The organism is Devosia sp. Micro-HW1 (assembly GCF_056341075.1).
The window spans coordinates 1,544,963-1,567,176 of record NZ_CP094375.1; the positions used below are offsets into that span (position 1 = coordinate 1,544,963).

Consider the following 22,214-nt stretch of genomic DNA (forward strand, 5'->3'; position numbering starts at 1 on the left):
ATGCTTTGCCCGTCCAAGCGCAAAGGCCATAACTTATCGCCGCCTTGCTTTGTGGCAAGACGGCAAAAGTTATGCGCAAGGGTCACGAGCAAGCCGGAAGGGCCGCGGATTGGCGCACCTGTCCGGCGCGCCAATCAGGTCATGTCATTCGCCAAAGGCCCCGAACAGAGGATGGAGGCGGCTTTCGAAGGGCCGCACCACGTCGGCATGGGCTTTGCCCTCTTCGCGCACCATCTGCACTTCCGCGATCAGTCCTTCGACATGTTCGCGCATCATCGCCTTCTGGTCATCGGGCAGCGCGGAAGCATCCAGATTGGCCAGCGGCTCGGCGAACATGGCATCGATCTGCTCTTGCGGTATATTGGCCATATAGCCTCCGGCGACCGCATTATAGGCCTCGATCCAGCTATCCCGGTCGAAGCCTGCAGCGGGAATCCGCGCGGCGCTCAGCGAGTCATAGTCGTAGAAGATGTCGGCAGCATCGGTGGTCATGTTCTCGCCCATCTCCGCGATCAGCTCCTCCATGACCGACACCACGGCCTCCGCCTCCCGCGCATCGAGCGCCAAGGCGGACGATGGAGTGATCACGAAAGTCAGGCCCGCCGAGACGGCGCCAACCGCCAGCGCCAGGGCCGCGCCCTTGAGAATGGAAGTCGTCACTAGAATGCTCCCTTGAGGCCGATCGAACCGGCGATGGATGGATCGCGCCCCGCCGTGGCGAAATGCACCGAGCCCGACAGCGACAGGCTGTCATTGATCTTGTGGTCGAGTTCCGCCCCCACCCGCAGCCAGGTATTGGATTGCTGGCCACCGCCGAGCGAGAAGGCGAACAGCCCATCGACCTGACCGCTGGCGCTGGGCGCCGTCCCGCTGCGATGCGCCACTTCGAACGTGGTCGACAGCTGGGTCTGCGCCGACAGCTCGGTGATTGCCGTCACGCCGACGCGGACATCCACATGCGTCAGGTTCTGCGCATTGAACCTCGCCGGGAAGGGCCCACCGCTCTCGCTATAGCCATCGACATGGAGCGCCCCGAGGCTGACCGCGCTCCACGGATTGATTGTCGTATTGCCCAGCGTCGCGGCATCCAGCCAGTCGGCCCGAACCCGGATCACCCCGCCCGTGGCATTGGTCTGCCCGCTCGACACAGCCGTGGCCGCGCCATTGGAATAGGCCCGGTCGATATTGGCCTGCCAGCCGCCCAGCATGCCGGTCACCGACAGCAGCAGCGGCGTGCCATCGGGCTGCCAGTCGACCTCGCCCAGCACATATTGGCCCGCCATGCGGCTCGATCCGCCCAGCGCCAGGTCCTGCCAGGCCCGCGTCGTACCCACCGCGCCACCGATCCGCACCGCGCCGCCCGCCAGGTCGGTACAGGCGCCGATTTCCGCGAGGCCGAGACCCGTGGATGTGCCGCCATGATGGGCAAAGTCCCCCGTCGCCCAGGCGCACATGTCGCCCTCGAGCTCTGGCGTCAGCATCAGCGGCCGGTGATGCGCCCCATTCATCGGCAGCCACGAAAGGAACTCGCCCGCGCTGGCAATGCCACCGGCGCCCGCATAAAGCGTCTGCTGGTATTCGGCGACGTCCATGATCCCCGAGCCGCCGCCATTGCCGGTAACGCGGGCGACGTAGCCTACGCGAATGCTGTTTTCGTCCCACATCGTGCCGACGACCACAGTGCCATCATCCGTGACTCCGGTGGCATCGACCAACGGCCGGCCCACATCCACTCCGGCCGCGCGAAGCCAGTCTGCCACCGCGAGCATTCCCGTATCTTCGGCCCACCGGAAGGCGTTCACGTTCTCGTCCACGTCCGTGGCCCTGCCGACAACAACGGTCCCGTCACCCGAGACAGCCGTGGCCCAGCTTGACGTGCCGCCGAGGGTCCCCAGATTGTACATGGGCGTGCTGCCCTGCCCACCAGTATCACCTTCTACCCAGCGGAAAGCGCGATAGCCGCCACCAAAATCCGGGAGAAGTGCGCTGTATCCGACGACCACCCTGCCGTCATTGGATATACCCTCCGCAATTGTTTCGTCACCGCCCAAATGCCCAAGGTCGACATGGCTGACATTGCCGGCCGCGATGTCGCTGATGTCATAGCGGTAGCCACGCCAGGGCTGGACGAGGAACTCCGACTCGCTTCCGACGGCATACCGTCCATCCCCAGAAATGCCTTTGATCTCGAACTGATCGGCGTTGGCCATGGCCGTTGGCAGTTCGTGCATTTGCGGATTGGTGGCGACGCCGGTGGTCGCATCCTTGATCCAGACGTACCCGGCATAGAGGAAGTTTGCCTTGCGCGCGACGCCGACGACAATATTGCCATCCGCGGACACGTCAGTTGCCGAGCTTTGGTTGCCACCGAGCGAACCGATATATTCGAGCCCGCCGTCTTCCGTCCAGCGGAAAGCCCCCGGCATGTTCCAGAAGTTTGACGACCCGACAATCACTCGCCCATCATACGACATGCCGGTTACGACCGAGCCGGCGCCCGGACTGGACCCCAGGTCAATCACCCCGCCGCCCTGGTCCCAGCGCATGGCCCGAAAAAGCCCGGATGAGGACTGGACTATGGACCCGCCGAAATACGCCCCGTTTCCACTTATGGCGTCGATCCGCACATCACGAGGATCGAGAGGATCAGGCGAATGGTAATAATCGATCCGGTTCTGCGCCTTTGCTTCCGGGATCAAGACCATCGCCGTAGTCGCCATCAGCAGGCCAGCCAGCAGCCAACGCCCCTCGTTCCGCCTTTTCGTCCTGCTGAAAGTCCGCCTGGTCATGATGTTCTCCCGAAAGCAAAAGCCGATCCCTGGGGGACCGGCTTTGCGAACTAAGAGAGGCTCAGCCTGATCTCAACGCTTGGTCGGATCACGCATAATCATTGCCGGGAAACATAACGGCCTTCGCGCAGGCTGCCCGGCGTTACCCCGAACCGGCGCCGGAAGGCGGTTACGAAATTGCTTACCTGGCCATAGCCGAGATCCCATGCGAGCTGCTTGAGCGGCAGTGGCGTGCCTGCCTCGAGCGCCGCCCGCGCCGCGTCGAGCCGCGCGTCATGGAGGTAGGCGAATACGGTCGTGCCATAGAGATCACGAAACCCGCGATTGAGTTTCTTCGACGACATGCCCACGGCGCTGGCCAGCGCTTCGAGATCAGGCGGATCGCGCAGGTTGGCGAGCAGCATATCGCGCGACATGCGGATCCTTGCCTGCTCCCGCGCCGTCAATGTCCGCACTGCCGGTTGGCCGTCGAGATGCTGGAACTGGTGCCCCAGCAGTTCCAGAACCTTGGCCTGCATGAAAAGGCGCCCGATCGGCCCCTCGAAGGGCGTCCGCAACAAGGACTGGCTCACGCGTCTTATGCCGCCGGGCAAGGTGCCCATGTCGGCCAGGTCGTCCCGCCGCGCCTCAAGCACGTCGCTGACCATTTCGGGCAGGCCGTCATCGGCGCCGAGGAAATCCATGGCCTCGGCCTCGATCCGCACGGCGACCGCCCGCCAGCCTCGCTCCGCATCGATGTCATAGTGGCAATGGCGTTCCACCGGCGAGACGGCGTAGAACCGTCCGTCATCGCGCCATACCATGTCATCGCAGCCTTCAAGCTTGAGCAGGCCCCGGCTGGACAGCACGCCGCCCAGCACCACCCGACCCTGCCGCTCGCCCCCACCCACGTCGATCTGGAACCGGCATTGCGCCGATGCCTCGCCCCGATAGAGCCAGACGCCGGGCAGGACCTGCGTTTCCTCGAGATAGGCGCGCGTCGCCCCATGCCGGAAGCGCAGCCGTTCCGAACTCGCGAACTGGTGCGGCCGCGAACAGCCGCCGCTCGAAAACAACCATTCTTCCATGCAAAGGCCCATCCAGAGGCAAATACGCTATGACAAATCTGAAGCCTGTCAATGCATTGCCGCTTTGTCGGCCGGCTCGCATAATACAGGCCTCTTGCAATAACGCGGGCGTGATAGCGTCCTCAATTGCATATGAGTCGCCATGATGGCGGCCAGGGCAACTTGGGGGGACTTTCAGCATGCCAGTACTGGCACAACTTTACTTCCGCACGGCCATCCTGTTTCTGATCGCCGGCATCTGCGTGGGCATCTACATGTCGATGAGCGGCAATCATGCCGTCACCGGCGCCCACGCTCATATCAACCTGCTCGGCTGGGTCACCAGCGCCCTGTTCGGCGGCTACCTGGCGCTCAATCCGGCCAAGGCCGTCGGCCTGCTGCCGCGCCTGCAATATCTCGTCTATGTGCTGGGCGTCATCGTGATGGGCGTGGCGCTCTATCTCATGCTTGATGGCAATGCCGCCATGGTGCCCGTTGTCGCCGGCGCGTCCATCATCGCCTTTGCCGGCGTGCTGATGTTCGCGATCATCATCTTCATGCCGGCCCGCGTCTGAGCCACGGGCGGCGCGCAGGCTCCGGTCAGCGCGCCGTCTTGACCTCTGCCCTCGCCACGACGCGATTGGTCAGCGTCTCCAGGTCCCTGAGCAAGGGCATGAACGGTTCAAGGTCGCTGCCCCGGCACAGGCCCTGTTGTGCAAAGGCCAGCGCATCGGCGTAGCAGGCGGCCTCTTCCGGGCGGATGTCCACCTTGTCGATCAGCACCACGTCGAGGCAGTCGAAGGTATGCATGGCCACTTCGGTGAGCAGGTGCATCCCGGCCAGCCCGGCCAGGTCCCGCGTCTGGGCAGCCCATTGGCAGCCCTTGGCCACGTCGACATCGGGCCAGGCGCGCAACAGGGCCATGAGCGGCACGATGGCCTTCTCGATCTGCCCTTCGACTTGCGCCTTCATCGCCGAAATCGAGCGGTCAGAGGCCATATTGGCGCCGCTGCGATTGATCCCGCCAGGCTTGGTGGCCTCGCGGCTGAATTTTGTCTGGACATTGACCAGGCGCCCGGTTGCACCATCAGACATCGGCTTCCTCCAGTGCAACGGTCTCGTCTTCGGCATCGGTCTGACGCCGTTTGGGCACGCCTTCGTGGTCTTCCTCACGGAAGCGGCGGTCGGGGCCGTAATAGGTGGGGCTTTCCCAGAACGGGCGCGGCTTGCGCGCGATCCAGTTGATCCGGTCATAGAGCACGACCGGCGCCACAGGTTTGGAAAGCACGAAATTGGCGCCGCAGTCGCGGGCCTGGTGCACGCTGATGCGCCGCGCCGTACCCATGGTGATGACCATGGGAATGGACCGGCGAATATGCTTGGTGTCGAGGCGGATGGCGCGCACGAATTCGATGCCGCTGCCGGCCTGTTTTTCCTTGCCCGGCCAGGGCAGGTCGGCGGCAACGATCAGGAAATCCACGTCGCGGTCGGTCAGGAGACGCGCAGCAGTGGGGGCATCAGCAGCCTCATGCACGGTCTTGCAGCCAAAACCGTAGAGCAGCCGGCGGAAGAGTTCGCGGTAAAGGTCACTGGGATCGGCTATCAGAAAGCCGACCTCCGTCAGATTGACCGATTCTTCGAACTTCAGCGCCATGGCCCCGTGGCTTACCGGAAAACTGCTGACACTCCCTTAAACCGGTCGCAAAATCTGTGTTCACTCAGAGGCTTCGGCAAGGACTTGGCCCAGCTTCACCGCACCAGTGGAAACACACAGCCGCAACACCCCCCAGATCGCCACGTCCAGGCAGACTGAGAACAGCGTGTGGCTGAAGAGCGGATTGTCGACCCTGGGATCGGCCGCCAGTGATTTCGACGACCTGCTCGATGGAGGGGGAATGAGGGCCGGGTGATGGCGGTGGCCCTCTTGATGCAGCCACACCCTTCCTGTACCCCACCCCTTCCCGTGAGAAGGACATCCTCCATGCTGCCCTGGCAAAAACTCGGCGAGACCACCATGCCCGGCGGCGGCCCGATGACGCTGATGCAGCGCGGCACCGAATATTCCGTCATGTCCGGCACCATCACCCTGATGAACAGCCGCATGAGCAATTCCGAGGAGCAGCTGGCCAAGATGTCGGCCGCCCGGCTCGGCGCGCGGCCAAAGCCCCGTATCCTGATCGGCGGGCTTGGCCTGGGCTTCACCCTGCGCGCCGCCCTCGACTGCTTTGCCGCCGACAGCGAGATAACCGTGGCCGAGCTGGTGCCCGAAATCGTCGAATGGGCGCGCGGACCGCTCAAGCCGCTGCATGGCGACAGCCTCGATGACCCGCGCGTGGGCATTCACCTCGGCGATGTGGCAGGGGCCATCAGCGCCGGAAAACCCTTCGACGCCATCCTGCTCGATGTCGACAACGGACCCGATGGCTTGTTCCGCCCCGCCAACGACCGGCTCTACAACGCCACGGGGCTTGCGGCCGGCCGGGCGGCCCTGACCCCGGGCGGGCACCTGGCGATCTGGTCCTCCCACCCGGACGCCCGCTTTACCAAGCGCCTCAGGCAGACCGGCATGCAGGTTGACGAACTTACCGTCCGCGCCCGCGACAACGGCAAGGGCGATCGCCACACGCTCTGGTTTGCGACGAAGTAATCAGGTCACCGCGCCCGGCGTCCGCAGCGAGGGCTGCTGCCGCTCGATGCGGGAAGCCAGCGCCGCAATGGCACTGGCCGTATCCGCATTGCGATGGGCGATCTTGTCGAGGCGCCGCAGCATGCCGCCAATGGCCAGGAACAGCAGGCCTGTCCCCGTCACGCCCAGGCCCGGGATCATCGCCAGCGCCATGGTCATGACGGCAATGATGAAATGGTCTTCGTTAAACGGTTGGGTCAGGATGAGGCCGCTCCAGGCAAGACCGAGCAGCACGACCACAGTCCCCAGGGCATAAAAGACATACGCCACGGTAACACCTCGTGTTTCAACAGCCGCGGGCCCAGTGTACCGGATTGCCGGCCGCCACGAAATCCCGCTAGCCCATCATCTCGCCGGCCTGGCCGGTCAGGGTCGAGATGAACACCTTGGTCCGCGCCTCGCGCGGCGTACCAAAAACCTGTTTGGCCGGCCCCGCCTCCACCACCTCACCCGCATCGAGATAGACCACATTGCTCGCAATGCTGGCTGCCAGCCGCAGGTCATGCGTCGCCATCAGCATGGTCGTGCCCTCGCGCGCCAGCTGCGCCAGCACCTCGATCACTTCGGCCGCCAGCTGCGGATCGAGCGCCGAAGTCGGCTCGTCGCACAGCAGCACCTTTGGCGAAGGCGCCAGCGCCCTTGCAATGGCCACGCGCTGCTGCTGTCCGCCCGACAGGCTCGACGGCCACTCGTCAGCCTTGAAGCGCATGCCGACCTTGTCGAGCAGCTCCATCGCCCGCGCGCGCGCCCTGTCCTTGGGCCATTTCAGCACCGTCACCAGCGCCTCCATGACATTCTCGGCCACCGTGCGATGCGGAAACAGCTGGAAATTCTGGAACACCATGCCGGTCTTGCGCCGCAGCGCCAGCATGGACGCGCGATTGACCTTCCCGTCCGGCACGAAGTCGATCACGGCATCGTCGATGCATACCCGCCCCGATTGCGGAATTTCCAGCAGGTTGACGCAGCGCAGCAGCGTGCTCTTGCCGCTGCCCGACGCCCCGATCAGCGCGGTCACATGCCCCTCGGGCACCGTGACGCTTACCCCCCTGAGCACATGGTTCTCGCCAAAGCGCTTCTCTATCTTTTCCAGCGCAATCATGACGCCGCCTCGATATAGCCGCCATAGCGCGAAAACCGCTTCTCGACATGCCCCTGCAGCCAGGAGAGCACCGAGCTGGCCGCCAGATAGATCAGCGCCACCTCGATATAGATGATCAGCGGCTCATAGGTCGTCGCCACGATCCGCTGCCCGGCCCGGAACAGTTCCGGCACGGTAATGGCCGCGGCAAGCGACGTATCCTTGACCAGCGAAATGAACGTGTTCGACAGCGGCGGCACGGCGATGCGGGTGGCCTGCGGCAGGATGGTCCTGCGCATCGCCTGCCCCCAGGTCATGCCTACCGAATAGGCCGCTTCCCACTGCCCCTTGGGCACGGCCAGCAACACGGCCCGCACGATTTCGGACGTGTAGGCGCCCACATTGAGCGTGAAGCCGATCAGCGCGGCCGGAAACGCGTCGAGCACGATGCCCACGCTCGGCAGTCCATAGAAAATCAGAAACAGCTGCACCAGCAGCGGCGTCCCGCGGATGATCCACACATAGAAGCGCACCGCGGCCGCCACCGGCCAGGGCGCGAACAGCCGCGCCAGCGCCGCCAGGAGGCCAACGCCGAGGCCCATGACAAAGCTCAGCAGCGTCAGCGGAACGGTAAAGACGAGGCACGCCCACAACAGGGACGGCAACGACTCGATCATCAGCGAGAGCCAGTGCGGCATGGCAACTTTCCAGAAGGCGGCGCGATGGCCTGATGGGCATCACCCCAGGGCGTTACCCACGGGCACGACCCGAGGGCACTGCACTATATCCGATCCACGCGCAAAAAACCCCCGGGTCGGGCCCGGGGGTGTCGATCGCGTGGGTGGAAGCGCAACCCCTACTGGGAGACGTCTTCGCCGAAGTACTTTTCGGAGATGGCCGCATAGGTGCCGTCGGCCTTGATGGCCTCCAGCGCCTCATTGATTGCGGCCAGCAGTTCCGGCTTGCCCTTGGCCAGGATCACGCCCGAAAAATCGGCATCCTCGGCCGTGGCCACCACCTTGACCGGCGCATCCGGCTGCTGGGTCTTGAAGTCGTAGAAGGACAGGCTGTCATTGATGGTGGCATCGGCCCGGCCCTGCACCACCAGCGCAATCGACTGGTCGAACCCGTCGGTCCCGACCAGCTCGGCCCCATATTCCTCGGCCAGCTTGCCGAAATTGGAGGTCAGCGTCTGCGCCGATTTCTTGCCGGCCAGGCTCTCGAAGCCGGTAATGTCGGTATTGTCCTCCGCCACGATCAGCGCCGCCTTCGAGGCGATATAGGGTTCGGAGAAGTCATACTTGGCCTGGCGTTCTTCGTTGATGCCGACCTGGTTGATCACCACGTCATAGCGATTGGCGTCGATGCCGGCGATCAGCCCGTCCCACGGACCTTCGACGAATTCGGCCTCGACGCCAATCTTGTCGGCAATGGCGCGCCCGATTTCGACGTCGAAGCCAACCAGCTCGCCAGTATCGTCATGGAAGGTAAAGGGCGCATAGGTGCCCTCGGTGCCGATCTTCAGCACGCCCGCCGACTTCACCTGATCCAGCGCCGTCTGCGCAAAAGCCGGGGTGGCCAGGGTCAGCACGCCCAGGGCGAGAAGAACTTTGGAGAATGTCATCTGTGTGTCCTTGCATTGCCTGGCCATCCAGACGGCCGAGGCATTCTGTGGCGGAATCTGCGCCCGCGATCCTGCGAGTTCAATGACTTGAATGAATGTTTTCCTTTCTGCCCCGCCGCCGATGCGCACGTGCTCCGGCCAGCGCAATCCGGAGCCTGCCATTGCCCGGTTGGCCGTTCCCGCGCGACCGGAGGGATCGGAGACGCCACGTCCAGCCCCGCTCGCCAGCCCGTTCACCGCCGCGTCGCGAGAGACAGGCGGCAGCAAGCTGACAATAGGCTTACAATCAAGAATGGACAAATATTATCTCTATATCAGCGACTTAGCAGAAACCAGCGTCAGCATACCGCGTTACCTCACCATCAAGAAATTGATCGGAGACAAACATGCCCATCGAACGCGAAACCATCATTGAGCAGCCGGTCCACCGCGAAACTGTCGTCACCGGCGGTAGCCCTTTCGGCCTGGTTGGCGCCATCGTCGCGGCAGTCGTCGCCGTGCTGCTGATCCTCTGGCTGGTCAATGGCGGCATTTCCAGCAACGGCGACGCCGTCAATGTCGACCTGCCCGAAGTCACCGTCACCGAATAACCTGAAGAGACGGCTCTCCGGAGCCGGAAAGGACCATCGAATGAATCGCATCCTCAAACTCGCGGCCGGCGCCATGCTGGCCACCTCGGCCCTCACAGGCATCGCCCTGGCGCAGTCCGCTTCGGCCACCGCCACCACAGAGCTCAACATCCGCTCCGGCCCCGGCCCGCAATACGCCTCCGTTGGCTTCATTGCCTCCGGCGATACCACGGCAGTCGATGGGTGCCTTGAAGGCAGCAAGTGGTGCCGCGTGAACTACAATGGCGTCGAGGGCTGGGCCTATTCCGACTACCTCACGGCCGATCTGTCGGGTGAAGTCGTGGTCCTCACCGATCGCTACGCCGATGTCGGTCTCGGCACCGTCACCTATACCGATGACGGCTCGGCCGATAGCGGCGCGGTGGTCGGTGCGGCCAGTGGTGCCGTAGTGGGTGCGCTGGTCGGCGGGCCTATCGGAGCAGCGGTGGGCAGCACGATCGGCGCCGCCGGCGGCGCCTCGGCAGGTGCAGTCATCGACCCACCCGAAACCGTCCGCACCTTCGTGACCTCCAACCCGATCGATCCGATCTATCTCGAGGGCGAAGTCGTCATCGGTGCCGGTGTTCCCGAAACCGTGACCCTGCAGACCATACCCGACTACGAATACAGCTACGTCTATATCAATGGACAGGCTGTCCTGGTCGATCCGGGTACCCGCCAGATTGTCTACCTGGTGCGCTGACCCCGCAAATCGCCGCGCTCAGGCGTCAGCTGAGCGCGGACGAAGCGGCGTCGGTCCGCGGACCGGCGCCTCTACCTTATTGGAGTTGAGATTATGGTCGCGACGACACAACAGCGCCTGCAGCGCCGCAAGCGGCTGCGCGCAGCGGCGATTGGTGCCTTGGGTCTCATTGTCTTCCTGCCTGAAGATTTGTCCGTCCTGGGAGGCGTGGTCGGCGCATTGATGCCGGTAACCGCTGTCAGCGCTCAGGAGGCCAAGTGAAGGCCCGGGGCGCCAAGGGAAAAAGCGGGACCCCGGCTCTGTCAACAGGGCGGGGGCGCGTACCGGGGTCCCGTATGCGGACGGTCCTGCATGGGTGGACGCCAACACCCCGACACTAACACAGGGTGGATAAGTAAAGGCTTGGCCGCCTTGTAAGCGTTTTGTCAGGGAAGGACGGGTATTTTGCCATGATGCTCCCACGCCTTCTCATCGCCACCATGATTGCTCTTGCCTGTTCTGCACCGAGCCTGGCGCAGGGCAACAGCGCCAACGCGCCGGGCCAGTCAAACGGCAACAATGGAAATGGCCGTGACGGCGCCTCACCGGGCAATAGCGGCAATGCTCCTGGCCTGGGCAGCGACGCTCCCGGACAGGCCGGTGACACCCTCGGTCACGGCGGAACGCTACCGGGCCAGGGGAGCAGCCCGCCAGGCCAGAGCGGAAGCGCACCTGTTCAGGAGGGCGGCGGCCCTCCGGGCCAGGATGGCCCCCGAACTGGCCAGCGTGACGGCCTGCCCGGGCCCCATTCCAGCGGGACGCCGGTCCCGAATGGGAACGCTCTGCCGTCATCCCCGCCCACCCGTGCAGCACCCCCCGGCACCGCCGCCAATCCTGTGCCGCTTTCGGCCGATCAGGTCCGCAGCGCCGTCGAGGCACGGCAGGTCCTGCCTCTGTCGGGCCTGACCGAGCTCATTGGTGAACACGGTGGCGGGGAGATCGTCGATGCCAGCCTGCTGCGCGTCGACGGGATGCTGGTCTACGCCATCAAGGTCCTTGCTCCCGGCGGTCGCTTGTCCGTTCAGTATTACCACGCCCGCTCCGGCGTCTATATCGGGAGCCAGTAATGCGTATCCTGCTCTGTGAGGATGACGACCAGATTGCGCAATCCATCCAGCTCGCGCTGGAAAAGTCCGGCTTCACGGTAGAGCGGGAGGGGGACGGCGAAGCGGCCCTGTTTCGCGGCGAGACGGAAACGTTCGATGCGGTCGTGCTTGACCTCGGCCTCCCCCGCATGGATGGCCTCACCGTGCTCAAGCGCTGGCGCCGGGCGTCTCTGACCATGCCGGTATTGATTCTCACGGCGCGCGGCCAGTGGGAGGAGCGGGTCGAAGGGATCGAAGCCGGCGCTGACGACTATGTCGTCAAACCCTTCCACATCATGGAAATCGTCGCCCGGCTGCGGGCCCTTATCCGACGCGCCGGCGGCCACGCCACCGCGCGGATCCCTTTCGGCCCCTACGAACTGGATACCAGGATCCAGCAGGTGACGCAGGACGGCCTGCCGCTCGACCTCAGCCCGCAGGAGTTCAAGCTGGTTTCCTATCTCCTGCACAATCGCGGCCGGGTCATCTCGCAACTGGAGATCACCGAACATCTCTACCGTCAGGACTATGAGCGCGATTCCAACGCGGTAGAAGTTCTCGTGGCGCGCGTCCGCAAGCGCCTTGCCCCCGAAGTCATCAAGACCCGCCGCGGCTTTGGCTACATGCTCGGTGACGGCTATTGAAGGTCAATTCCATCAAGCTTCGCCTCATGGCGCTGTCTGTTGTCTGGGTAATCGGCTCGCTTACCGCCGCCGCCTTCGTGCTGCAGTTCCTCTTTGTGAGCACTCTCGAGCGCAGCGTCAGCGAGGATCTTGATGCGGCAATGACGCGCCTGGTCGCCCTCATCGACCTCGCTTCTCCAAAGCTTGCACTGACGGGCCCCATGCCCGATCCGCGCTACGAAACCCCGCTTGGTGGCCGCTACTGGCAGATCGAAAATCTTGAGACCGGCGAGGTGCTGCAATCGAGGTCGCTGTGGGCCGGAGGCATACCGCCCATTGCCGGAGACAGCCCCGATCTCGTCCATTTCACCGACGAACGCGGCCTTCATGTCATTTATCTGGGCAGGACCATCGAGGCCAACGGCCAACCCCTGCGCATCAGCCTGGGCGAAGACCACCTGCCGGTCCATATCGCCGCCACGCAGTTCCAGCGCGATCTCACCCGGCTCTTCCTGTTGCTCGGCGCCATCATCCTGCTTGCAGCGTGGCTGCAGCTCTGGCTTGGCCTGGCGCCCCTGGATCGCCTGCGCCGCTCCGTCGACCAGATACGACAGGGGCAGATCAGGCGATTGGAGACCGGGGTGCCCAGCGAAGTGCGGCCGCTGGTCGATGAAGTCAACGCCCTCCTCGACGAGCGCGAGGTCAACAGCGAGCGCGCGCGCCAGCGGGCATCCGATCTGGCCCATGGCCTCAAGACCCCACTCGCCGCGCTTCACGGCATCGCCCTGCGCGTCCGCGAAAAGGGCAATGCAGCCGATGCCGACCTAGTCGACGACCTCGCCTTCCAGATGTCGAAGCGCGTTGACTACCAGATGCGCCTGAGCGCCCTCCACATGCGCACAGCCGAACGCGGCGAAAGCACCTCGCTCAACACCGCCGTCCTGCGCACCATCACTGTTCTGAAAAAGACTGCCCATGGCGAGGACCTGCACTGGATCGCCGAACTGCCGCGCGAATGCCTAGTCGACGTCAACAGCCAGGATCTGATCGAGCTCGTCGGCGTCATCCTCGAAAATGCCAGCAAGTGGGCGCGCTCGCGCGTCGTGGTGAACACACGGGCCGAGGGCTGCTCCGTGATCCTCGAGGTCGGCGACGACGGTCCGGGTATTCCCCCCGATCGGCGCGATCAGCTCGGCGAACGCGGTCGCCGGTTCGACGAAACTATTCCCGGCACCGGCCATGGACTCGCCATAGCCCTCGAAATCGTCGCCCTCAACAACGGTCGCATCGAATTCGGACAGTCACAGGACGGCGGCCTGGCTGTGCGTGTGACCTTGCCTCAGGCAGCTGGCTGAGCGCTACGAGGCCTCGTTCGAGGTTTCCGGCGCCGGCATCAGCAGCACGGCCGCTGCAACGCAGCCGACGGCAAGACAGACAGCGAAAATGATCAGGCTGGCCATAGGTCTTCTCCCGTATCTGCGGCCGCCACCGGCCGTTCAGGGTCTTCAACGCCGCCAGCCGCGATGCGTTTCCTCTAAACCATTGGGCCGACGATAATATTTCAATCTCGCCGCTTGTCAGCTTCCCGTCAGCTTGGCAGGGACGGATCCGGGAACACACCCATCCTGCGACGGTTTCCATTTGCGATGGCAACCGCTACAAGTCGTGATCCATTCCCCTGCTGACATTGCGTGACAGAGCACCCATCTATGGGTTCATCTCATCCCGCCCCTCATGCTGACCTCGCGAGCGCGCCATGGCCCCCAAATCGACCCGCCCCGGCAAGGCCGAATTCTCCATCGACGACTTCCTCGGCGAGATCGAGAAGGCGGAGGACATTGCTGCGTCCAAGCCGCTCTATGCCGAGCGCATGAAGAACAAGCGCGCCCTCGACCGGGCCGATGCCGCCGAGAAGGAAGCCGCCGCGCCCAAGACAGCGCTCGAAAAGCGCCGCACCACCAAGTCGAACAACGACACCGCCACCGGCATGTCGAAAAAGACCGGCAAGACCAAGATCAACTCGGTCGACCGCGTCGATTTCTCCGGCCTCGGCGAAGCGCCGCAGGCCGGTTTCGGCCACATGCCGTCCCAGAAGCTCACCGCCCGCGACATCTCCCGCGTCGCCGCCGCCGATCCGGAAACCCAGGCGAAACTCCGCGAAGCGCTCGATGCCTCGGTGAAGAAGAACAAGGCCCGCAAGAACGAGTCTCTCGAAAACGCCCAGACCGTCGGCGTCACCGCCACGGTGAAGGCGCTCGAGCAGATCATCCTGCATGGCCGCAAGGAAGTGGAAGGCTCCGCCCCCTGGGTGCCGCATCGCCCCGAGCGTCCGGCCAAGCGCGGCGAGAGCAAACCCTTCCGCCTCGCCACCGATTATGTCCCCGCCGGCGACCAGCCCACCGCCATTGCGGAACTCGTCGAAGGCGTCGAAAACGGCGAGACCGACCAGGTCCTGCTCGGCGTCACCGGCTCGGGCAAAACCTTCACCGCCGCCCAGGTCATCGCCCGCACCCAGCGCCCGGCGCTGATCCTCGCGCCCAACAAGACCCTCGCCGCCCAGCTCTACAGCGAGTTCAAGGGCTTCTTCCCGGACAACGCGGTCGAGTATTTCGTCTCCTACTACGACTATTACCAGCCCGAGGCCTACGTCCCGCGGACCGATACCTATATCGAGAAGGAATCGACCATCAACGAGCAGATCGACCGCATGCGCCACTCGGCCACGCGCGCGATCCTCGAACGCGACGACGTCATCATTGTCGCCTCGGTCTCCTGCATCTACGGCATCGGCTCGGTGGAAGACTACACCGCCATGACCATCGACGTGCAGAAGGGCCAGCAGATCGACCAGCGCCAGCTGCTCGCAAAACTCGTCGCCCTGCAATACAAGCGCGGCGATACCGGCTTCGTGCGCGGCACTTTTCGCGTGCGCGGCGATACGGTCGAGATTTTCCCGGCTCACTACGAGGCCGCCGCCTGGCGCGTCTCCCTCTTCGGCAACGAGATCGAGTCGATCACCGAATTCGATCCGCTCACCGGCAAGAAGAGCGCCGACCTCACCTTCATCCGCATCTACGCCAATTCACACCACGTGACCCCGCGCACAACGATGAACCAGGCGCTGAAACTCATCAAGGCCGAGCTGGCCGCGCGCCTCCAGGAGCTCAACGGCGCCGGCCGGTTCCTGGAAGCCCAGCGCCTCGAACAGCGCACCCTCTTCGATCTCGAAATGATGGAAGCCACCGGCTCCTGCGCCGGCATCGAGAACTATTCGCGCTACTTCTCCGGCCGCAAGCCCGGCGAGCCGCCCCCGACCCTGTTCGAATATCTCCCCGATGACGCGCTGGTCTTCGTCGACGAAAGCCACGTCACCATCGGCCAGCTCGGCGCCATGTATCGCGGCGACCTGCGCCGCAAGGCGACCCTGGCCGAATACGGCTTCCGCCTGCCCTCTTGCATGGACAACCGCCCCCTCCGCTTCGAGGAGTGGAACGCCATGCGCCCACAATCGGTCTATGTCTCGGCCACGCCCGGCTCCTGGGAAATGGAACAGACCGGCGGCGTCTTCGCCGAACAGGTCATCCGCCCCACCGGCCTCATCGATCCCCCGGTCGAAATCCGCCCGGCCACCCATCAGGTCGATGACGTCATTGACGAGATCCGCCAGACCATCAAGGCCGGCTACCGCACGCTCGTCACCGTCCTCACCAAGAAAATGGCCGAGGACCTCACCGAATACATGCACGAACAGGGCATCCGCGTGCGCTACATGCACTCCGATGTCGACACCATCGAGCGCATCGAGATCATCCGCGACCTCAGGCTCGGCGCCTTCGACGTGCTGGTGGGCATCAACCTCCTCCGCGAAGGCCTCGACATCCCCGAATGCGGCCTCGTCGCCATTCTCGACGCCGACAAGGAAGGCTTCCTGCGCTCCGAAACCTCCCTCATCCAGACCATCGGCCGCGCCGCGCGCAACGTCGACGGCAAGGTCGTCCTCTATGCCGACCGCACCACCGGCTCCATGGAACGCGCCCTCGCCGAAACCAACCGCCGCCGCGAAAAACAGATCGCCTATAACGAGGCCAACGGCATCACCCCGCAGTCGGTGAAAGCCCGCATCAACGACATCATCGACTCCACCGCCGAACGCGACCACGTCACGGTCTCCATCGGCAAGGGCAAGGACGGCAAGGAAAAGGTCGTCACCGGCGACAACCTCGCCACCGTCATCAAGGACCTGGAACGCGAGATGCGCGAGGCGGCCACGAATCTGGAGTTTGAAAAGGCGGCGAGGTTGAGGGACGAGGTGAAGCGGTTGCGCGAGATGGAGTTGGATACGCTGGAGGGCGAAGTGAGCTAAGCTGGCGGATGACCAAACATTTCGGCCAAATGTGTCTTCGTTATTGACTGTCGCTCAAGCTCGTTATGTATCAGAGGAGCATGCTGAGACAGAAAATTCTTGGTCACTTCGCCAGTCGCGTAAAGATGAGCATATCGAAACCGCGACCGAGTACATTTTTCATCGTTCAAGCCCAGTGTGCTTATCGTAGCTTCCGCTGCCGCTGCCTGTGGCTCGCTTAAGTTGACGACCATGAGCATAGACGGAAAGTCAATTTGAAAAAGTCCAGCGGTCACTAGGAAAGGGTCCATGACTCCGGGCCTAGTGCCTTTTCGTCCGTTCATCCTTGAACATACGAATCTAAAGTTGGTCCATTCGTATGCAAGCTCGGGGTGACTGTCTTTTGGCAGAAAGTGCTCAACGGTGTCTGCGCCGGTCACTTCTTCAACGTGAAGGGATGTGTACGCGCAGATATGGCCAAACGCCTCGCGCAGATCATCTTTACATGCCCGCCAATATTCTTTGCCGCGGAATTTTGCCTTTGTACCAGCAGGAACGGTAGCAAGGAACAATGTTCCAGGCGAACGAACCTTAGCTTGGAAGTCACCGGGCTCGGGCTGAAGGGTGAATGGTATCATTCAAACTGCCGCCTGAAATAGTTCCAACGTATCCAGAAATCATCATCATCCGGCAACACCTCTCGAAGGCGCTGGTGAACTCTCAAGACATCTCGCTTAGGCGCTTCCTGCCCTAGGACTTGCAGGTCCTTTGCGGCCCCAATGACGTCCTCCGCATCTTTGGATCGCGCGGAGTCCATGTCAAAAAATTCAGACATTAACCACGCGTCTACAGTGCCTTGTCTCTCGAAGGTCATTGATCGAAGGTTCACTTCGCTATTGTCCAAAAACAGATGGTGTATCCTGTCATTGTCGCTGGACATTGGCTCCACCGAAGCCAGAACCAGCGGTGAGTGCGTGGCGACATGTACCTGTGCGAGCACCCCCGGTCCGAAGCCTTCTAGCATTCTCAGCAAAGCAGGCAGTATTTGCCGCTGCCATTTTGGGTGCAGGTGCGCTTCCAACTCATCGAGTAGGACGACGGGCGTTGAAAACGGTTTCCTGTTGACGGCTTCGGCGCTTTGGGTGTGTTCCGTCCAAGCCCAGACCAACAAGTAGGCGATGGACAGCGCTCGCTGAGTTCCCGCTGATGCATATACGATTGGCACCCTGCCGTAGGGCATCCTGAGTGATGGAATGGCACGAGAATCGCTAGCGATTTTAGTAGGTGGCCCTAGCCCAGATATCTCGGTGCCGGCAGCGATGATTTTCAGCGCGCGCGAAAAAAGCTGCCCCTCGAAACTCTCGCTGCCCTGCGCGTACCAATCTACCAAATCCACGATTAAGCCATTGCAGACGTGTCTTTTTCGTCCGCTGCCATCTGTGACTACCAATCCGTCCCAAACTGCCGACTTGCTGAACGTAAGAACATTTGGGACCGACCGCCATTTTGCGGAAGAGCTTCTTAGAGTGTCCCAAATTTCGTACGACCCGTCGTGCCGCGCATAGAACGCGAACCCTTCGGTCTCATCATGCCTCTTTTTCCAGCCCCCTTCGTAGGGATCGTAGAGTGCCAGATTTGGTCGAGCCAGCGCTGGGCCGCTCTTTAGCGTGTACTCGATTTCCGATGATCGCCGATGATTGCCGTCTTTTGGCTCGGCAGGGAAATCAGCCCAAACGCCCGTCAGCGCCCACCACGCAGTGTCTAAGATGAATGTTTTTCCAACGCTGTTGTCGCCGACTATAAGATTCAGCCGGGCTGAAGGTTCGTACGGAACATCGCGAACAGGACCAACATTCCTAAGTTCAATGAACTCAAGAACGGCACCGTCATTTGGCTTCGCAAGGTCCGGCCACCCAAAAGTGTTAAGAACCGTGCTTTCATCATATGGATCACTTGCTAACTCGATACGCCGATCAAATCGATCTGGCGAGCATAACTGCTCGTACTCTCGCTCTGAGAAATTGAACTCAGATTGAAACCACAGTTCGAGCTGCCTGGCAGGCCTCAATCCTTCTTCAATGACGCGATCTCGATATAGCCAGACTGCAAGGTCAGCGACCGGAATGCGCGAGCTACGATTGCTTCGCATCAAACCGCCCAAAATATCGATGTATTCTTCGCGCCAACCCCATGTCGATTTACCCGCGTGCACAAACGCGTCGCCAAAAGTATCTTTTACAACGCGCTGTAAAGTGGTCGATGCGTATCGATTGCTCACCCAGGGATTAGAAGGGTTGGAGCTAGCGAATGGGCTAAAGAATTTCTCTACATCCGGTAGAAGCCGGAAGTACTTCTCAAGAATTTCAACGTGAATATAGCGGTAGGTAAGCGGGACTGCCACACCGACGGGGATATCGGCCTTCTTAAAGCCCAGGAAGGCGAAGCCAAAGAATACGTGCAGGTCGGCCAGTCGCTTGGCCGACAGTACGACCTGTTCGGTGGAGATATATGCCACTAGATCGCCTCCAACCGTTCGACAGCCATTTTGCAGAACTCCGGGTTCAACTCTATACCCACCGACGCCCTCCCAAGGCGCGAAGCAGCCAGCTGAGAAGTTCCAGAGCCTACGAACGGGTCAAGTACTACCCCTCTTTGCGGCGTGCCTACTTCTATACAACGCTCGGCAAGCGCGTCAGGAAACGGCGCAGAATGGCGGTACTTCGATCTATCCAGCCTCTGAGATGGTATTACCCACACGTCCTCGTCGCCACCCAGTTTCCCTCTATCAAACCAGTAACGTTGAGTACTGGTAAACATGAAAATGTGCTCGTAGGTCCGCCACGGCCGATCTTTTGCGGTCGGCTCCGGTATGGCACTGGCGCGGTGCCACACAATTGGGCTTCGCAATATCCATTTTCGGTTGATAAGCTCTAGGGCCACACGCCAAGGAATTCCAATGGCAGTTTTCCGAGGCACCCCCAGACCGCTTGTGTCGACTGCCCTCAACCCGATACGTCGATGACGGTTTTTTTTGTCGTCCCCTTTTGGCAGACCTTTCGCCGAGTAATATGTGTCACCTATGTTTAGGAACACAACGGCCGTTGACTTCAAAGCCGGCCGAATAGCGTCGAAAGTGTCGCAGAGTTTCGTAACATACTCCTGGATAGAGCTCTCTTGGCCCATCTGACCTTCAACGTCGTAGTCTCTCTGCCAATAGTATGGTGGTGAGGTAACTACACAATCGATAGAATTAGGCTCGAGAAGTTTCGCCGTTTCCTTTGCGTCGCCCCGGTGCACCTCCCAAGGGATGCCCGTGCTGGTGGTTCCGGACCATGTGTGCGTGCCGCTTAGCATTCGAATCTTTCTGACAACGATAGTCTTCTACCGTAAGAGTTCGCTGAAGCGAAGGTCGCGACAGAACTTACGACCCCGAAAATGGCTGTCACCGCCTGAGCAGGCCCTATGAGCTGGTGATCGTACGCGACACTGACAATAGCGCCGCAGCTAATAACCCCACCCTATCCCCCCAATAAAAATCCTTCGTTGGACGCATAACCCGTCCAACCCCACACTCCCCGCATGACCACCGCTCTCCTCTCCAACGGCGGCCCGCCGCTTGATGATGATGACACCCACACCCCGCCCTGGGGCAGGAATGGGATTGGCCGCTATTTCGAATGGGCCCATGCGAAGAAGAAGGCCTTCGACGCGCCGTTTGACGTGGCCAAACTCCGCGCCCAGCGTGCCGCGCTGATCGGGCTGACCTATGAGGAATATGTCCTCGAAATCCTCGAACGCGGGCGCTATCTCAATGCCGGCGATACCGAGCGGATCGCGCAGATCGTGGCCAGGCGCGGAGTGCGGTACTGAGGCCAACCACAAGCTGATCCCCGTTGTGCCAACACGCGTCAAAATCTCCTCCAAACAGGAGAGAGCATGGAAGGCGAGACAAGTCAGTTACAACGGATGATTCAAGCAATGCGGGCGGCGACCAGCCAATCGAAGGTCGACCGCGCCTTTGGTCGATTCATCGCAGTTGCGAAAGGTGGATTTGACCCAGGGCAGCCCCGCCATCCACCCGGACGTCCCGATGACGGGAGGTGGTCTGGCGGTACGGATTTTTCTGATTTTGTTGCGGCAGTACGAAGAATTGGAAGCTCGTCCAGACTTTACTCGTCCTGCGTCGACATCTGCTATCCACTCCTGGAGCGGCCTCAATTCTCGGGCAGCGATATCAACCTCCGGGATTATCACAAATGCCTCAACCTCTGCCTGAAGTGGTGATGTGATGGATATCGAACTCGCGCGCACCATGGCGCGCACGGCTTTTGCTGCCAATCGAACCCTCCAGGACATCCTGCCGATGCTGCGGTCTGGCCTGTCCGAAGCAGACTATGGCAGATGCGTCCACGATATCGCCGTCGCCATCGACCACGTGAATACGGCCCTTCTCGCCCGGGCCGTGGAGGCCCATCCGGCCCTCGAGGCCGAGATAGAGACGGCCATACGCGAGCATGGACGATACTGAGCCGCCAGTGCGCGGGTGCGGCATTGGAGTAGGCACCCCCTGCATCGAGTACTGGGAGCACCGCACACAAAACTTATCCCCGCCCCAAAAACCTCCTCCATACGCCCACCCATCCCCGCCAGTTACGCGGTCCCGACGCACTTCGGGGCGTCCCGCAGGGCCGGACGCGCCAGTGGCGCGGCCGGAGGCCAGAAGGCCTTGAGCCCTATGGGCAAATGGCAGGGCGGGGAGGATCGGATGGGGAGGGCGCGCCCCTGCGTGGGTAGAAAACTTCGGCGCTGTCTGGCGTACACAGGAACGGTTCCCCCGAAAGCGGAGCCTGGACGATGGACACCAGTTACAGGACAGCGTCGATGCGCCGGCAGCCGGGCCCCCACGGTACCGCCTGTGTTCCGGGCCCCCCTAAGCAAGCCGATGCCGTACTTCGAACCGTGCCGAAGGGCAAATCCCTCCGGTGGAGGGATTTGAGGTTGCGAAGGCCATGAGAGCTAAGCTCGAATGGCGGCGGCGATCCGCACAGCGCTATTGAACCGGCGGGGCCCTTTTGTCATTGAACCTTCCAGAGACCAGACAAGGAGGCTCCCATGCGTGCCCTCGCCATTACCACCCTCGCCGCCACTGCCCTCGTCGCCCTTGCGACGCCGGCCCTGGCCATGACCGTCACGGCCCGCGTGTCGGGCGGCAATATCCCGGTCTATGCCGGGCCGGACGATCGCTTTGCCATTGTCGGCTATCTCCGCGAGGGGCAGGAAATCCCCATCGACCAGTGCACCCAGACCGATAGCGACAGCGATCGCGGCTCCTTGATCGGCGATGCCGGCCACACGCTCTGGCCGGCCAATGCCACCACCTATTGCCGCATCCCCGACATGGGCTGGGTGACCCGCTCCTACATTGTGGGGCGCGGCCTCATCAACGTCACCCCGCCGGACTTCCTCGGGCCGGGGTGGTGAAACAGTCACCCCACCCTCATTCCCTCCCCATCGAGGGGAGGGAGGCGCAGGCATCAGTCGGCAGTGTTCATCGTCTCCCTCCCCCTTGTGGGGAGGGTAGCGTCGCT

23 protein-coding genes are annotated in these 22,214 nt (G+C 62.3%); 12 read left to right on the forward strand and 11 right to left on the reverse strand.

The window, feature by feature from the left end; translation table 11 throughout:
• Window positions 1-144: 144 nt before the first annotated feature.
• From MQW79_RS07270 to MQW79_RS07280, 3 genes are all read right to left on the reverse strand, one after another.
• Window positions 145-660 (reverse strand): hypothetical protein, encoded by a 516-nt coding sequence (locus MQW79_RS07270; RefSeq protein ID WP_476587688.1) that lies wholly within the window; start codon window positions 658-660, stop codon window positions 145-147.
• The gene (locus MQW79_RS07275) at window positions 660-2,789 is read right to left on the reverse strand and encodes an autotransporter domain-containing protein (RefSeq protein WP_476587689.1); all 2,130 of its coding nucleotides are present in this window, start codon (window positions 2,787-2,789) and stop codon (window positions 660-662) included. Before MQW79_RS07275 ends, MQW79_RS07270 begins: the two co-directional genes overlap by 1 nt.
• Before the next feature lie 98 nt (window positions 2,790-2,887).
• A complete protein-coding gene (locus tag MQW79_RS07280) occupies window positions 2,888-3,856 on the reverse strand; it encodes an AraC family transcriptional regulator (RefSeq protein WP_476587690.1) in 969 nt (322 codons plus the stop codon).
• A gap of 179 nt (window positions 3,857-4,035) precedes the next feature.
• On the opposite strand from MQW79_RS07280, the gene MQW79_RS07285 reads away from it, so the two are divergent.
• Entirely contained in the window at window positions 4,036-4,410 is a 375-nt protein-coding gene (locus MQW79_RS07285) for a hypothetical protein (RefSeq protein ID WP_476587691.1), read from the forward strand.
• Between the two features lie 25 nt (window positions 4,411-4,435).
• On the opposite strand, the gene MQW79_RS07290 is transcribed toward MQW79_RS07285, so the two are convergent.
• Window positions 4,436-4,930, reverse strand: a complete 495-nt coding sequence (locus MQW79_RS07290) for a hypothetical protein (RefSeq protein WP_476587693.1) — start codon at window positions 4,928-4,930, stop codon at window positions 4,436-4,438.
• Complete coding sequence (locus MQW79_RS07295; protein WP_476587694.1) at window positions 4,923-5,489, reverse strand: response regulator; 567 nt, start codon at window positions 5,487-5,489, stop codon at window positions 4,923-4,925. Before MQW79_RS07295 ends, MQW79_RS07290 begins: the two co-directional genes overlap by 8 nt.
• Before the next feature lie 327 nt (window positions 5,490-5,816).
• Between MQW79_RS07295 and MQW79_RS07300 the strand changes: the two genes are divergently transcribed.
• Window positions 5,817-6,482 carry a spermidine synthase gene (locus tag MQW79_RS07300; protein WP_476587695.1) on the forward strand — a complete coding sequence of 222 codons (666 nt, stop codon included), beginning with the start codon at window positions 5,817-5,819 and terminating at the stop codon, window positions 6,480-6,482.
• Here MQW79_RS07300 and MQW79_RS07305 read toward each other — a convergent pair whose 3' ends face one another.
• From MQW79_RS07305 to MQW79_RS07320, 4 genes are all read right to left on the reverse strand, one after another.
• On the reverse strand, window positions 6,483-6,791 hold the full coding sequence (locus MQW79_RS07305) for a hypothetical protein (RefSeq protein ID WP_476587697.1): 309 nt from the start codon (window positions 6,789-6,791) through the stop codon (window positions 6,483-6,485). It abuts the gene before it with no gap.
• 67 nt (window positions 6,792-6,858) lie between these two features.
• The gene (locus MQW79_RS07310) at window positions 6,859-7,623 is read right to left on the reverse strand and encodes an amino acid ABC transporter ATP-binding protein (protein WP_476587698.1); all 765 of its coding nucleotides are present in this window, start codon (window positions 7,621-7,623) and stop codon (window positions 6,859-6,861) included.
• Window positions 7,620-8,300 carry an amino acid ABC transporter permease gene (locus MQW79_RS07315; protein ID WP_476587699.1) on the reverse strand — a complete coding sequence of 227 codons (681 nt, stop codon included), beginning with the start codon at window positions 8,298-8,300 and terminating at the stop codon, window positions 7,620-7,622. The genes MQW79_RS07310 and MQW79_RS07315 overlap by 4 nt, the downstream gene beginning before the upstream one ends.
• Window positions 8,301-8,458: 158 nt before the next feature.
• Window positions 8,459-9,226 (reverse strand): amino acid ABC transporter substrate-binding protein, encoded by a 768-nt coding sequence (locus tag MQW79_RS07320; RefSeq protein WP_476587701.1) that lies wholly within the window; start codon window positions 9,224-9,226, stop codon window positions 8,459-8,461.
• Between the two features lie 386 nt (window positions 9,227-9,612).
• On the opposite strand from MQW79_RS07320, the gene MQW79_RS07325 reads away from it, so the two are divergent.
• The 7 genes from MQW79_RS07325 to uvrB all read left to right on the forward strand — a co-directional run bounded on the left by MQW79_RS07325 (window position 9,613) and on the right by uvrB (window position 16,647).
• Complete coding sequence (locus MQW79_RS07325; RefSeq protein ID WP_476587702.1) at window positions 9,613-9,816, forward strand: hypothetical protein; 204 nt, start codon at window positions 9,613-9,615, stop codon at window positions 9,814-9,816.
• Window positions 9,817-9,856: 40 nt separating this feature from the next.
• Complete coding sequence (locus tag MQW79_RS07330; protein WP_476587704.1) at window positions 9,857-10,537, forward strand: DUF1236 domain-containing protein; 681 nt, start codon at window positions 9,857-9,859, stop codon at window positions 10,535-10,537.
• A 93-nt stretch (window positions 10,538-10,630) separates the two neighbouring features.
• The gene (locus tag MQW79_RS07335; RefSeq protein WP_476587705.1) at window positions 10,631-10,798 is read left to right on the forward strand and encodes a hypothetical protein; all 168 of its coding nucleotides are present in this window, start codon (window positions 10,631-10,633) and stop codon (window positions 10,796-10,798) included.
• A gap of 188 nt (window positions 10,799-10,986) precedes the next feature.
• Window positions 10,987-11,643: a hypothetical protein gene (locus MQW79_RS07340; protein ID WP_476587706.1), complete on the forward strand. Its 657-nt coding sequence runs from the start codon at window positions 10,987-10,989 to the stop codon at window positions 11,641-11,643.
• Window positions 11,643-12,305: a response regulator transcription factor gene (locus tag MQW79_RS07345; protein ID WP_476587707.1), complete on the forward strand. Its 663-nt coding sequence runs from the start codon at window positions 11,643-11,645 to the stop codon at window positions 12,303-12,305. The genes MQW79_RS07340 and MQW79_RS07345 overlap by 1 nt, the downstream gene beginning before the upstream one ends.
• Window positions 12,302-13,639, forward strand: a complete 1,338-nt coding sequence (locus MQW79_RS07350) for a sensor histidine kinase (RefSeq protein WP_476587708.1) — start codon at window positions 12,302-12,304, stop codon at window positions 13,637-13,639. The genes MQW79_RS07345 and MQW79_RS07350 overlap by 4 nt, the downstream gene beginning before the upstream one ends.
• 515 nt (window positions 13,640-14,154) lie before the next feature.
• Window positions 14,155-16,647, forward strand: coding sequence for an excinuclease ABC subunit UvrB (gene uvrB, locus MQW79_RS07355; RefSeq protein WP_476588200.1), 2,493 nt, complete (start codon window positions 14,155-14,157; stop codon window positions 16,645-16,647).
• Between the two features lie 613 nt (window positions 16,648-17,260).
• Here uvrB and MQW79_RS07360 read toward each other — a convergent pair.
• Entirely contained in the window at window positions 17,261-19,141 is a 1,881-nt protein-coding gene (locus MQW79_RS07360) for an AAA family ATPase (protein WP_476587709.1), read from the reverse strand.
• Window positions 19,141-19,980 (reverse strand): DNA-methyltransferase, encoded by an 840-nt coding sequence (locus MQW79_RS07365; protein WP_476587710.1) that lies wholly within the window; start codon window positions 19,978-19,980, stop codon window positions 19,141-19,143. Before MQW79_RS07365 ends, MQW79_RS07360 begins: the two co-directional genes overlap by 1 nt.
• A 225-nt stretch (window positions 19,981-20,205) precedes the next feature.
• Here MQW79_RS07365 and MQW79_RS07370 point away from each other — a divergent pair, with 225 nt between their 5' ends.
• From MQW79_RS07370 to MQW79_RS07380, 3 genes are all read left to right on the forward strand, one after another.
• Window positions 20,206-20,496 (forward strand): hypothetical protein, encoded by a 291-nt coding sequence (locus tag MQW79_RS07370; protein WP_476587711.1) that lies wholly within the window; start codon window positions 20,206-20,208, stop codon window positions 20,494-20,496.
• A gap of 418 nt (window positions 20,497-20,914) precedes the next feature.
• Complete coding sequence (locus MQW79_RS07375; protein WP_476587713.1) at window positions 20,915-21,154, forward strand: hypothetical protein; 240 nt, start codon at window positions 20,915-20,917, stop codon at window positions 21,152-21,154.
• A 584-nt stretch (window positions 21,155-21,738) separates the two neighbouring features.
• Entirely contained in the window at window positions 21,739-22,107 is a 369-nt protein-coding gene (locus tag MQW79_RS07380; RefSeq protein ID WP_476587714.1) for a hypothetical protein, read from the forward strand.
• The last annotated feature ends 107 nt before the right edge of the window (window positions 22,108-22,214 follow it).

Excerpts from the sequence above, each read along its gene's own strand:
- MQW79_RS07290 (WP_476587693.1), bottom strand. The coding sequence starts at position 4,930 with ATGTCTGATGGTGCAACCGGGCGCCTGGTCAATGTCCAGACAAAATTC.
- MQW79_RS07310 (WP_476587698.1), bottom strand. The coding sequence starts at position 7,623 with ATGATTGCGCTGGAAAAGATAGAGAAGCGCTTTGGCGAGAACCATGTG.
- uvrB (WP_476588200.1), top strand. The coding sequence starts at position 14,155 with ATGAAGAACAAGCGCGCCCTCGACCGGGCCGATGCCGCCGAGAAGGAA.
- MQW79_RS07335 (WP_476587705.1), top strand. The coding sequence starts at position 10,631 with ATGGTCGCGACGACACAACAGCGCCTGCAGCGCCGCAAGCGGCTGCGC.
- MQW79_RS07380 (WP_476587714.1), top strand. The coding sequence starts at position 21,739 with ATGCGTGCCCTCGCCATTACCACCCTCGCCGCCACTGCCCTCGTCGCC.
- MQW79_RS07280 (WP_476587690.1), bottom strand. The coding sequence starts at position 3,856 with ATGGAAGAATGGTTGTTTTCGAGCGGCGGCTGTTCGCGGCCGCACCAG.
- MQW79_RS07295 (WP_476587694.1), bottom strand. The coding sequence starts at position 5,489 with ATGGCGCTGAAGTTCGAAGAATCGGTCAATCTGACGGAGGTCGGCTTT.
- MQW79_RS07325 (WP_476587702.1), top strand. The coding sequence starts at position 9,613 with ATGCCCATCGAACGCGAAACCATCATTGAGCAGCCGGTCCACCGCGAA.
- MQW79_RS07285 (WP_476587691.1), top strand. The coding sequence starts at position 4,036 with ATGCCAGTACTGGCACAACTTTACTTCCGCACGGCCATCCTGTTTCTG.
- MQW79_RS07300 (WP_476587695.1), top strand. The coding sequence starts at position 5,817 with ATGCTGCCCTGGCAAAAACTCGGCGAGACCACCATGCCCGGCGGCGGC.
- MQW79_RS07320 (WP_476587701.1), bottom strand. The coding sequence starts at position 9,226 with ATGACATTCTCCAAAGTTCTTCTCGCCCTGGGCGTGCTGACCCTGGCC.
- MQW79_RS07315 (WP_476587699.1), bottom strand. The coding sequence starts at position 8,300 with ATGCCGCACTGGCTCTCGCTGATGATCGAGTCGTTGCCGTCCCTGTTG.
- MQW79_RS07375 (WP_476587713.1), top strand. The coding sequence starts at position 20,915 with ATGGATATCGAACTCGCGCGCACCATGGCGCGCACGGCTTTTGCTGCC.
- MQW79_RS07345 (WP_476587707.1), top strand. The coding sequence starts at position 11,643 with ATGCGTATCCTGCTCTGTGAGGATGACGACCAGATTGCGCAATCCATC.
- MQW79_RS07275 (WP_476587689.1), bottom strand. The coding sequence starts at position 2,789 with ATGACCAGGCGGACTTTCAGCAGGACGAAAAGGCGGAACGAGGGGCGT.
- MQW79_RS07365 (WP_476587710.1), bottom strand. The coding sequence starts at position 19,980 with ATGCTAAGCGGCACGCACACATGGTCCGGAACCACCAGCACGGGCATC.
- MQW79_RS07370 (WP_476587711.1), top strand. The coding sequence starts at position 20,206 with ATGACCACCGCTCTCCTCTCCAACGGCGGCCCGCCGCTTGATGATGAT.
- MQW79_RS07330 (WP_476587704.1), top strand. The coding sequence starts at position 9,857 with ATGAATCGCATCCTCAAACTCGCGGCCGGCGCCATGCTGGCCACCTCG.
- MQW79_RS07340 (WP_476587706.1), top strand. The coding sequence starts at position 10,987 with ATGATGCTCCCACGCCTTCTCATCGCCACCATGATTGCTCTTGCCTGT.